The sequence below is a fragment of the Wolbachia endosymbiont of Drosophila pseudotakahashii genome (assembly GCF_026015925.1).
Classification (GTDB): domain Bacteria; phylum Pseudomonadota; class Alphaproteobacteria; order Rickettsiales; family Anaplasmataceae; genus Wolbachia; species Wolbachia pipientis.
On sequence record NZ_CP110359.1, the window covers coordinates 540208 to 552040 of the forward strand.

General features: G+C 36.8%; 11 protein-coding genes and 2 tRNA genes. 11 read left to right on the top strand and 2 right to left on the bottom strand.

Annotated elements, in window-relative coordinates:
• The first annotated feature begins 427 nt into the window (after positions 1-427).
• A complete protein-coding gene (gene ppdK, locus ONI09_RS02800; protein WP_265014415.1) occupies positions 428-3163 on the top strand; it encodes a pyruvate, phosphate dikinase in 2736 nt (911 codons plus the stop codon).
• 85 nt (positions 3164-3248) lie between these two features.
• Here ppdK and ONI09_RS02805 read toward each other — a convergent pair whose 3' ends face one another.
• Entirely contained in the window at positions 3249-4538 is a 1290-nt protein-coding gene (locus tag ONI09_RS02805) for an ankyrin repeat domain-containing protein (protein WP_265014354.1), read from the bottom strand.
• Between the two features lie 115 nt (positions 4539-4653).
• Between ONI09_RS02805 and glpX the strand changes: the two genes are divergently transcribed.
• The 4 genes from glpX (at position 4654) to ONI09_RS02825 (ending at position 7029) form a co-directional block, all read left to right on the top strand.
• Positions 4654-5580, top strand: a complete 927-nt coding sequence (glpX, locus tag ONI09_RS02810; protein WP_265014416.1) for a class II fructose-bisphosphatase — start codon at positions 4654-4656, stop codon at positions 5578-5580.
• A gap of 81 nt (positions 5581-5661) precedes the next feature.
• Complete coding sequence (locus ONI09_RS02815; RefSeq protein ID WP_265014355.1) at positions 5662-6036, top strand: hypothetical protein; 375 nt, start codon at positions 5662-5664, stop codon at positions 6034-6036.
• A gap of 57 nt (positions 6037-6093) precedes the next feature.
• Positions 6094-6744, top strand: coding sequence for a hypothetical protein (locus ONI09_RS02820; protein WP_265014356.1), 651 nt, complete (start codon positions 6094-6096; stop codon positions 6742-6744).
• An 81-nt stretch (positions 6745-6825) separates the two neighbouring features.
• On the top strand, positions 6826-7029 hold the full coding sequence (locus tag ONI09_RS02825; RefSeq protein ID WP_265014357.1) for a hypothetical protein: 204 nt from the start codon (positions 6826-6828) through the stop codon (positions 7027-7029).
• A 420-nt stretch (positions 7030-7449) separates the two neighbouring features.
• On the opposite strand, the gene ONI09_RS02830 is transcribed toward ONI09_RS02825, so the two are convergent.
• Positions 7450-7944: a hypothetical protein gene (locus tag ONI09_RS02830; protein WP_265014358.1), complete on the bottom strand. Its 495-nt coding sequence runs from the start codon at positions 7942-7944 to the stop codon at positions 7450-7452.
• A 205-nt stretch (positions 7945-8149) separates the two neighbouring features.
• Here ONI09_RS02830 and carA point away from each other — a divergent pair, with 205 nt between their 5' ends.
• From carA to rplC, 6 genes are all read left to right on the top strand, one after another.
• Positions 8150-9241: a glutamine-hydrolyzing carbamoyl-phosphate synthase small subunit gene (gene carA, locus ONI09_RS02835; RefSeq protein ID WP_265014359.1), complete on the top strand. Its 1092-nt coding sequence runs from the start codon at positions 8150-8152 to the stop codon at positions 9239-9241.
• A gap of 114 nt (positions 9242-9355) precedes the next feature.
• Positions 9356-9438, top strand: a tRNA-Tyr gene (locus ONI09_RS02840).
• Positions 9439-9442: 4 nt separating this feature from the next.
• Positions 9443-9513: transfer RNA gene (locus ONI09_RS02845), tRNA-Gly, on the top strand.
• Positions 9514-9592: 79 nt separating this feature from the next.
• Positions 9593-10765 (top strand): elongation factor Tu, encoded by a 1173-nt coding sequence (gene tuf, locus ONI09_RS02850; RefSeq protein ID WP_253303165.1) that lies wholly within the window; start codon positions 9593-9595, stop codon positions 10763-10765.
• A gap of 14 nt (positions 10766-10779) precedes the next feature.
• Positions 10780-11100: a 30S ribosomal protein S10 gene (rpsJ, locus tag ONI09_RS02855; protein ID WP_012673184.1), complete on the top strand. Its 321-nt coding sequence runs from the start codon at positions 10780-10782 to the stop codon at positions 11098-11100.
• Positions 11101-11109: 9 nt separating this feature from the next.
• Positions 11110-11832 carry a 50S ribosomal protein L3 gene (gene rplC / locus ONI09_RS02860; RefSeq protein ID WP_265014360.1) on the top strand — a complete coding sequence of 241 codons (723 nt, stop codon included), beginning with the start codon at positions 11110-11112 and terminating at the stop codon, positions 11830-11832.
• Position 11833 lies beyond the last annotated feature (1 nt).

Consider the following 11833-nt stretch of genomic DNA (forward strand, 5'->3'; position numbering starts at 1 on the left):
TGTTCTTTCTTCGCAGACCGAACTTCTCCTTTTCAGGCGGGTTCATTGTCCTAAACGCTTTGCACAAAGCATTACTGCTTTTGTACAGTCTAGTAGGGTACGAGCGGCAAAACACTCGGTTTAGTCAGGGTGACCTGCGAAACAATTTAATAAGCGACTTTTCACGTCGCACGAACGCAACATCATTCTTGGGGTCGAGAAATTTAGAAAGAGCCATAAAAAAATTTTTAAATGTATCTTTATATTATATATTCTTATTGATAATAATTCAATAATTTGTCATCTTTTTTGTTAACTTTACTGATGTTGCCAGAAGGAACGTTGTTGCAAAATTTTGTAAAATTTATTATCCTAAGGTTTCAAGTTCTCACAGGTTTATTGGAACTATACGTACAATGTGTTTGTCAGTGAAAATCCGGAGAAAATGATGGGGGAAAAGTTAATACATTACTTTAGCCAGGGTAAATGCGAAGGCAATGCAGAAATGAAAAATCTGCTGGGAGGAAAGGGGGCAAATTTAGCAGAAATGTGCAATGTTGGCATTCCTGTTCCACCTGGTTTCACAATTTCCACCTCTGCTTGCAAAGTCTATTATCAAGACAATAGATCTTCTGTTATCCAAGTAGCTGACTACTCGGATCCAGAAAAAAATGTGGTCACGCACTGGAATGACATATGTAGTGGAATCAAAAACTACATGGCGATGCTCGAAAATGACATCGGTTGTAAATTTGGGGATTTAAATAATCCTTTATTAGTTTCAATACGCTCTGGTAGTGTTAGTTCAATGCCGGGCATGCTTGATACTATTTTAAATGTTGGTCTAAATGATGAAACCGTTGTTGGGCTTGCAAAAAAAAGTGGCGAACGTTTTGCTTACGATAGCTACTGCCGTTTCATCATGATGTACTCCAATGTTGTACTACAGCTTGATCATCACCTATTTCAAGATGTTGTTGATAATGAGCAGCAAAAGAGTGGAGCAAAAAGCTTAGCTGATCTTGATGTTGATGTTTTAAAGAGAATTGTTAACGATTTTAAAAAGATAGTATATGAAAAAACTGAGAAACATTTCCCGCAGAACGTTGAAGAGCAATTGTTAAACTCAGTTAATGCAGTATTTGCCTCTTGGAAAAATGATAGGGCTGTTTCCTATAGAAGAATACATAATATTCCTGAAAACCTTGGAACAGCGGTCAACGTGCAAGCAATGGTTTTTGGTAATTTAAATGATAATTCTGCAACTGGTGTGATATTTACACGAAATCCTTCAACTGGAGAAAAAAAATACTTTGGTGAATTTCTGATTAATGCTCAGGGTGAGGATGTGGTTTCTGGTGTTTATACTCCTATGCCAATTGACGGAGAGCAAAAAAACACCATGGAGAAGTTGCTGCCAAGTGTCTACCGAGAATTATGCGTGGTATGTGAAAAACTTGAAAGGCATTATAAAGACATGCAGGATATCGAATTTACTGTGCAGGACGGTAAGTTATGGATTTTGCAGACTAGGTCTGGCAAGCGCACGGCTGAAGCTGCTATTCGCATAATAGTTGATATGGTAAACGAAGGAACGATTACAAAAGAAGAAGGAATATTGAGAATTGATCCAAAAACTTTTGACAATTTATTGCATCCAGTTCTTGACGTTAAGGGTGACCAGAAAGTAATAGGGAAGGGACTGCCGGCTTCTCCAGGGGTTGCTTCTGGATATGTAGTGTTTAGTGCAAGTGATGCTGAAAAAGCTGCAGAGCAGGGTAAAAAAGTGATTTTAGTAAGGTCAGAAACGAGTCCTGAAGATATTAATGGAATGAATGCTGCAAGTGGCATAGTAACAGCACGGGGAGGGATGACCTCGCATGCTGCTGTTGTAACCCGTGGAATGGGTAAGCCATGCATTTGCAGTGTGAGTGGACTTTATATCGATAAAGATGGAACTTTCTTTTCTGTAGGGGATGCAAAAGTAAATAAAGGTGAACCAATTACCATCAACGGAGGAACAGGGGAGGTTATGCTTGGCATTCTTCCTACAATTTCACCTGAATTATCGCAAGAATTCAAAACGATAATCAACTGGATAGATGAAATCAAAACGATCAAAGTGAGAGCGAACGCTGATACTCCAAAAGATGCAAAAATTGCAAAAGAATTCGGTGCAGAAGGTATAGGCTTATGTCGCACAGAACATATGTTTTTCGCTAGTGATAGAATCGAATTCATTCAAAAATTGATAATAGCTGGCGATGAAAATGAAAGGGCAAATGCGCTCATTAAACTAGAAGAAATGCAAAAGTCTGATTTCAAAGAAATATTTTCTATTATGGAGGGCAGGGAAGTCACTATACGGTTGCTTGATCCACCTTTGCATGAATTTTTACCCAATGATCAGTCTACTATAGAAAAAATTGCCAAATCACTTAGTAAGTCAGTTGAGTCAGTAAAAAATAAAATAGCACAGTTATCAGAAAAGAACCCAATGCTTGGCCATCGAGGTTGTAGACTTGCTATTTCTCATCCTGAAATATATAGCATGCAGATTAGGGCAATACTTAGTGCTGCAAGTGAATTAAAGAAAGAAAAGAAGATAGAAGTGGAGCCTGAAATCATGATTCCTTTTATCATGAGCGAGAAAGAATTTATTCTGATATGCGAGCTAGCAAAGAAAGAATCCTCTGTTATCTCAGCTGGGATCCAGACGCAGATTCCAGCGTCACGCGCTGGAATGACATCAGACAAGGCTTATTCAATTGGAACGATGATAGAACTACCAAGAGCAGCACTGATTGCTGATAAGTTAGCAAAACATGCAGAGTTTTTTAGTTTTGGCACTAATGATTTAACGCAAACAACCATGGGACTTTCAAGAGATGATTCAGTTAATTTCCTCGATTCTTATAAGGAAAGCAACATATTCGAAAACGACCCATTTGAAGTGCTGGACATCGAAGGGGTAGGGGAGTTAATCAAGATAGCCATTGAAAGAGGCAAAAAAACCCGAAAAGAAATAAAACTGGGTATATGTGGAGAGCATGGAGCAGGTCCAAAATCTATAGAGTTTCTCATCGAATCAGGGGTAGATTATGTTTCATGCTCACCCTATAGAGTACCGATTGCAAAGTTAGTGGCAGCACAGTTTAGTGTTAGATCTAAATTTGCTAGGTAAGTATAGTGGCAGTGTTGGCTACTCATATGGTTTGAGCCCACCAGAGGGTGTCATTCCAGCGCGTGACGCTGGAATCTAGTTTTTATTATGGCCTTTTGGATCCCAGTGTCTGGGCACTGGGATGACATCCTGTTACACGTTCAACTTCATTCTCTCTCATCTCCCTATAACTTGGTAATGTAGAATTTTTTACATGCAACCCGGTATATATTGCAATCAAAGCAGCTATGACACTGCAAACTACTGCACCAGCTACAAATGGAACCATCACAGCAGCAGTAATGAATAATCCTGTAATAACAACTCCAACAACATCTTTTGTCAATGAGGTGTAAAAATCCTTTTTGCTCTCTTTATATTTAGTTTCTTGTTCATTTGGCATAGAAAATTGAGCATCTACAAAGCCGTTAGCTTTATTATCATTATTTGGTGTGGCAGTTTGGTCAATCCCTGTTACTACAGGCGTTTTATTTTCGTTATTATGATGCTGACCGTTACCACTATTTGGTGTAACAGTTTGATTGGTATTTGTCTTCTTTGTTAATATAGAAGGCACTGTTACTACAGGCGTTTCATTTTTGTTATTATGATGCTGACCGTTACCACTATTTGGTGTAATAGTATGATTTGATAGACCATCGCCGTGAGTTCTTACATTACTAGACTTATCATTACCGCTTGACATAGCGGATGTGCCGGCGTTTGTTGATACTACAGGAGATACTGGTTTATTAATAACACTCCTACCGTTACCACTATTTGGTACAGTAGTTGGATTTGTTTTTTTTGTTGATGTTGCTATAGATTTACTAGTGGCATTACTATTACTGCCAGATCCTACTTTAATTTCCTCATTAGATATTTTTTGCTTTTCTTGTTTCTCCTCTATCGCTGACACGAGTAACGTAACAAGTTTTTCATTGTTTTTGTCTATAGCCTTATCTAACGCATTACTCTTTAATTGTTGACACAACTTGTACAGCTTGCTTTTAGGTATTAGCTTTGATTGTTCTGCGTTAACATTTTGTAAGAGTAGATCTAAAATTTCGGTATTACCAAAATGGACAGCGTAATTTAATATAGATTGACCATTTATAGTTTTGGGAATATGGCATGTTTCTTCTTGTTGGGAAATGATACTAATAATTTTTAGCTCATTTTTAAAGAGAAATTTTATAAAATCTAGATTACTTTTTTCAATTGCAAGTGCTAATAGTAAATCTCCCAACACACAGCCATTATGAAATTTTTGCTTTAGATCAATTCTTGCATTTAGCTCTTTACTTAATTCTTCAAGACTTGCTTGAGGCTTCTGTTTTACAGTCTCATTTATATTTAGATACAACTCTCTAATATCATCATTACTATATATCATAACTAACCCTACTACTATATGTTAGTTCATTATAGCAACTTTCCCACAACCAGTCAAGGCATATTGCAGTTTCAAGCAGCATGATATATATTGAATATAGTTCTTAAAGCAAATGATGGAAGATTTAGCCTATAAATTAGTTAAAGTGACCGAAGCTGCAGCGCTTGCTGCATATAAACTAGCAGGCTTCGGCGATGAAAAAAAGGCTGATCAGGTTGCAGTTGATGCAATGCGTACAGTATTAAATTCAATGGAAATAAATGGTACCATCGTAATTGGTGAAGGTGAGAGAGATGAAGCGCCGATGCTATATATTGGAGAGAAGGTTGGCACTGGAAATGGTCCTGAGATTGACATTGCTGTTGACCCACTTGAAGGCACTACGATTTGTGCTCATTACAAATCAGGGGCAATGTCCGTTCTTGCTGCAACGAAAAAAGGTAATTTTTTACATGCACCTGATGTTTATATGGAAAAGATAGCAGTAGGAAAAAATCTTCCAGAGGGTGTAGTCTCACTAAAAAATAGCATTGAAAAGAATCTAGACAATTTAGCCAAGGCAAAAAAATGTAAAGTGAATGATCTCGTGGTAACTGTACTTAAACGTGAAAGGCATGGTGAATTAATAGAGAAAATCAGGAAATTAGGAGCAAAAATTAAACTAATAGATGATGGTGATGTTGCGGCCATAGTTTCACTAGTAAATGGCAATCATGATATGTATATCGGTATAGGAGGAGCACCAGAGGGAGTGCTTGCGGCTGCAGCGCTAAGCTCTATCGACGGACAGATGGAGGGAAGATTAGTACTTGATACGGATCAGTTAAGAGAAAGAGCAAAAAATTTAAATATTGATGACCCAGAAAAAGTCTACGCCGTAAAAGATATGGCAAGAGGTGAATCAGTGTTCATTGCAACTGGAGTAACAAGCGGAGAACTTGTGGATGGAGTTAAATTGAATCATAATACCTATTCAACTAATTCTTTAATAATTCTGCCTAATAGGCTGATGAAGCTGCAAACAATGCAGAACTTATGTTAGCTTTTTTAGTTTCTAATTTTAGCTTTACAACATTTAGCATTAAGATATAATCAAGTTTACTTATAACAATAGAGGTGTGAAATGTTTTCTAGTGTTATAAATCTATTTAATGGTTTGTACAAAAATTCGAGTACCAAGGAAAGTGAAGAAAAGTTGACTCTTCTATCTCCTCAAGCAAATCTTCAATTCGATGAGACTCAGGTACAAAGTGTGCTCTCAGATTTTGAGGAATTGGAGTTTAAGGATAATAAGTGTTTTGACAAAATAGCAGACGATTATGAAAAGAAGGGGAAGAGTTCCCTCTTTAATTACGTGATATTGAATAAGCGGAAAGAAATAATCGATATATTAGATAGGAATCTTCCTCTCCTCGAAGAACAGGAGGAGTTTAGAAAGAAATATGGTCAATATGTTCTTCAAATTGACAAAGGAATGAGTTATGGAAAAGAACTTTAAGATGGACTTCGGTCTTTTGAAGATAGGGCAGAAAAAGTATTATCAGATTTTGAAAGATTGAATTTTGATTTTAAGGATAACAAGTGTGAAGATTCTTCTGATTCCGTAAATTATAATAACGGTTGGCCGGCAGATCCATTTGACAAGATAGCAAATTATTATCGAGAGGATGATATTTTCCTTTTCAATTATGTGGTATTGAGTAAGCGAAAAGAAATAATAGGTATATTGGATAAGAAGCTTACTTCTAAAGATCAGGAGGAGTTAAAAGAAAATTTTAAAAAGAGGTTGGGTAGATATCTTATTCGAATTGGTGAAGGAATGAGCGATGGACAAGAATTTCTAAAAACTGGTAGTGCAATTGCTTTCTTTGATGGGTGTTATGTGCCATGTCCATATGCAAACCGTCTTCTTAATCATTATGACCATCTTAATATCAACATTACTAAACCTGAACAAAGTTTAGAAACCAGTCGTCTTTTCACTGAAAAAACTAAAAGAATGGAAGAAGAGAAAAGCGAGGTAAAAAGAGCAAAAATATACAGCAATGGTGAAAGAATAGTAACAATTGAGAAGAATGAGAAACAACAGAGGAACTACTCCTTTATAAAATTTGCAATATGTGACATCGAAATTAGTTGGGGTGCAAAAGATGAATCTGGAAAAGACCTTAACTGTACTGTTGTTCTAAATATAAATTTAGGTTAAGTTAGTATTAAAAAATCAACTATTGACGGTAAAGATGTTGAACCAAAGAAAATTTTAGAGTTAGCTAAGCAAAACGAGGCTGTGCTTATAAAAGGTAAAGCTTTACATGAAGTTTTAGCAGCACATTTCATTAAGCAAACACCATGTGAGGAAAAGAAGGATATGCAATCGCACGAGAATATCGTTGTACCTGGTTCCGGTGCACCTCGCTCTATTAATGAGGAAATAACTGTAGAGCATCCGTTCAGGAAAGCGGCAAATAAAGATAATCATAGAGAAATGTGAGTTTACAACAAATGGTGCCATGAAAGTAGCTGATACATAACTGTACGAACGTTTGTTTGCGAAGAAATGTTATAGCAGGTTTTGCCTCAAACACAAAGGTGTCATTCCAGTGCTTGACACTGGAATCCAGCCCTTTTACGCAGTCCCATTAAAAACGTTGTATTTTAACGTAGGATTAGCTACTTTTATACTCACCAATTTAATCTCTAATCAAAATTCCTGGATCCCAGTGTCTGGGCACTGGGATGACATCCTCCCTAGTGGATTCAAATCACAATATTCGTATAGTAAGCACTGACCACTTTTGCTTCAATATTTGCGATGCCCCTGAACAGATACAATTATTCTATTATCAGGAGGGTGCCATTAATCGCTTTATATAATGCTACTTGTAACACTTATGCCCTGAACGGAGACAGTTTAGGCTGTTATGCCTGGCGGCTTTGTTGGAATAAGTTTTTCAACACTGCTAACAATAAAATTGATTGTATCGTCAGCTACCTTATCGAACTTATCATTTATCTCTTTTCCTATTTCTTGATTTTTAACATATTCGTGTAGAGCTAAAGCAGTTATAGCTGCACATGCTGCAATTAAGCCAGTTTGTGCTATAATGAATAGTGATAATCCTCCTACGAATATAGATGTTAATCCAATAGCCAGGTTTATAATTTTACTTTGTGTTGTTTGTTGCGTCGCTTGGCTTTGATCTGCCTGTTTATCCTCTAAAGCATTCGATATTGTTTTTAAGGCAACTTTTATCGCTATTGCTGCAACTGAAACCATAATTAGCCCTATAGCTATTTTTGCTAAAAGAAGAATCGACGGTAGCATCATTACAAATAATAGCGCGCCAATTCCCCCAGCTAACCACCTCTCATTTATTTTTTTTGATTGATTTGTACCAGTGTTCATTACTACCCTCCACTTTACTTATGATTTACCTATATCTAATACGAAATATGAAGGTAGTCAACTATATATTTTATATGAAAGATTGTATTAAAAGTTTTTCATGTTATTTTTTGCTGCTTCGTGGTTAAGTTTGGAATTTTAGAAAGAGTTACGTATTATTTGAAATTCTTGTATACTGTTTTGAATCAGTTAAATAGATAATGAAGTGCAGGACGCAGTTTTAATTTTACAAGATGGCAAGTGCTTTTGGGGAAAATCAGTAGGTAAAAAAGGCAAATGCATAGGTGAGGTCTGTTTTACCACTGGTATGACCGGTTATCAGCATACTATAACTGATCCTTCTTTTGCCGATCAAATTATAACGTTCACTTTTCCTCATATTGGTAACGTTGGAATAAACCATAAGGATAATGAAGGAAAGAAAATTTTTGCAAGTGGTGTGGTTATGCGTGAACTTTCTTCTATGTCCCACCCTTCTTCATATATCAGTTTAAATGATTGGTTAGAGAAAAATAACGTGATTGGGATATCAGGAGTTGATACTAGAGCTTTAACGAGACATTTGAGAGAACATGGATCTCAAAATGGAATGATATGCTCATCGAGTAAGGCACATGCGTTGGACAAATTGAAGGAATACAAATCTGTAAATGGGATAGAAATAACCAATAAAGTCAGCTTGCATAGTAATTTTAAAAGTGACCTTAATGCAAAATATAGGGTTGTAATCGTTGATTTTGGCGTAAAAATCAGTATAGTTTCACGCTTAGTAGAACTTGGTTGTACAGTTGAATTAATCAGACCAAGCACAGGTTTTGCTCAAAAAGTGTTGAGTATGAATCCAGATGGGATAGTGCTTTCAAATGGTCCTGGTGATCCGCAAGAAATAGGAGAAAGTGTAGTTTCAGAAATAGACATTATTATAAAATCTAAAATACCAATTTTTGGCATATGCATGGGCCATCAATTACTTGCGATTACTTTGGGGGCAAAGACCATCAAGATGGATATAGGTCACCGAGGGAGTAACCATCCAGTTTATGATGTAATTAGTGGAAAAGTTGAGATCACTAGCCAAAATCATGGTTTCGTTGTTGATTCAGCTTCTCTTCTAAGTAATGTTGAAATTACTCACATTTCTCTATTTGATAATAGTGTAGAGGGAATAATGATGAAGGATTACCCAGTCTTTTCTGTGCAATACCATCCAGAAGAAGCGCCAGGTACGCATGATTCGCATTATTTGTTTAAACGTTTTATTGACAATATTGTGTTGTATAAAATGAAATCTGCGTGATTTTAATCAGGGTAGGTTTTATTGCTTGATTTTTTAATTTTAGGCGTTTAGTATTAAATACAATAAGAGCTTAAGTTAAGATGCTAAAATAGTGTTCTCTTAACAAATTTTTGCGGAGGAGTGACCGAGTGGTTAAAGGTAACAGACTGTAAATCTGTCCGCGTGAGCGTACGTAGGTTCGAATCCTACCTCCTCCATTGTGCGGGTATAGCTCAATGGTAGAGCTCTAGCCTTCCAAGCTAGTGACGTGGGTTCGATTCCCACTATCCGCTCTTTTTTTTTGTTGTATTTTTATAAAATCAACATATTATTTATTGATGTATTTGTATTTTAGGTAGAAAAGTTTAAATTATGACAGCAATAGTGGAAGCATTTGGAAAGCCGCATGTAAATGTGGGAACAATAGGACATGTGGATCATGGGAAGACGACGTTAACAGCGGCGATAACGAAGCATTATGGAAATTTTGTAGCGTACGATCAGATAGATAAAGCGCCAGAAGAAAGGAAGAGGGGGATAACGATAGCAACAGCGCATGTTGAGTATCAGACGGAAAAAAGGCATTATGCACACGTTGATTGTCCTGGACACGCTGACTATGTAAAGAACATGATAGTAGGTGCAGCACAGATGGATGCGGCGATATTGGTAGTGTCGGGGGTTGATGGGCCAATGCCACAAACGAGAGAGCATATATTGCTGGCGAAGCAGGTAGGTGTTGGATATATCGTGGTGTATATAAATAAAGCTGATGTTGCTGATGCTGATATGATAGATTTAGTAGAAATGGAAGTGAGGGAATTACTGAGTAAATACGGATTTCCAGGGGATGAAGTGCCTGTGGTGGTTGGTTCAGCACTCAAGGCGCTGGAGGATGACAGCAGCGAATATGGAAAGAAATCAATAGACAAATTGATGGAAAAGTTAGATGAATATGTAGCGGTTCCACCAAGGCCTGTGGATTTACCATTTTTATTGCCAATCGAAGATGTATTTTCGATATCGGGGCGAGGAACAGTGGTAACAGGAAGAATAGAGAAGGGAGAGATAAAGACGGGAGAAGAGATAGAGATAATAGGTCTGCAAGCGACGCAAAAGACGATATGCACAGGTGTTGAGATGTTTAAGAAGTTGCTGGATAAGGGAAGTGCAGGACTCAATGTAGGAATATTGTTAAGAGGAACAAAAAGAGAAGAAGTGGAGAGAGGGCAAGTATTAGCGAAACCGGGGACGATAACACCGCATAGAAAGTTTAAGGCGGAGGTTTATATATTAAAGAAAGAGGAAGGAGGAAGGCATACACCATTTTTTGCGAATTACCAGCCACAGTTTTATTTAAGGACAACGGATGTAACTGGGAGCATAAAATTGCTAGATGGGAAGGAGATGGTAATGCCAGGAGATAATGTGAGTGTAGAAGTAGAATTGCAAGTACCGATAGCAATGGATAAGGGATTGCGTTTTGCGATAAGAGAAGGCGGTAGAACTGTTGGTTCTGGTGTTGTTTCTGAAATTTTGGAGTGAGTGTAGTAACTAAGATGAAGCAAGATATATATATTAACATTAAGGCTTTCGATTGTTCTTTATTGGAGGAGTGTGTTCGAAAATTTGTTGATGAATTAAAGCGGTCCAGTGCAAAATTATCTGGTCCGATTGCGTTGCCAAGGAAAGATTCTAAATTTATTGTTAATAGGTCTCCTCACGTTGATAAAAAATCTCGTGAACAGTTTGAAATGAGAACTTCTAGGCGTTTGATTGTTTTACATGATCTTACTCCTACTATGATGCAGATGCTTACAGGTTTATCTTTTTCTGCTGGCGTAGAAGTGGATTTAAAAGTCAAGGAAGTTAAGGTTTAGGAGAAGGAAATGAAGAGAATAAATTCGCTGAGGAGAATTGGTTTACTAATGATGAATATTGGTCATACTGCTGTGTATTCTGACAATAGTCGCATGGCTGTAACTTTATTGCATCTCAGCGAAACTTATATTATTGATATAAAAGGACAAGATAAATGTGGCTATAATTCAGTCATTTTAGGCACAGGAGATTTTAAAAATATAGCAAAACCTCAGTTGGAATATTTAAAGAAAAAGGATATAAATAATAAATGTAAGTTATACGAAAGTAGATTAAATGACCTGTCGGGAATAAAATGTGGTAAAAAAGTGGGAATCAATCATTTTGTGGTTGGTCAATATCTTGATATTACGGGTTATTCTATAGGTAAAGGATTTGCTGGTGTGATGAAGCGACATAATTTCAGTGGGCTTAGGGCATCTCATGGTGTTTCTATTGCTCACAGATCACAAGGTTCCACTGGCCAATGTCAGGATCCTGGTAGAGTATTCAAAGGAAAGAAAATGGCTGGTCATTTAGGTAACAGCAGGATAACTGCACAAAATATGAAGATATTATCCATTGATCATGAAAATAGTATAATTGCTGTGAAGGGTAATAATGTTCCTGGGTTTAAAAATTCCTATGTTTTTGTAAGAGATGCAGTTAAAAAATCTTTACATAAAGATGTTCCTTTTCCGGTAGGTTTACTGTTAGATGTAAATGATGATGCTAGTAATTTGGTAAGTTAGT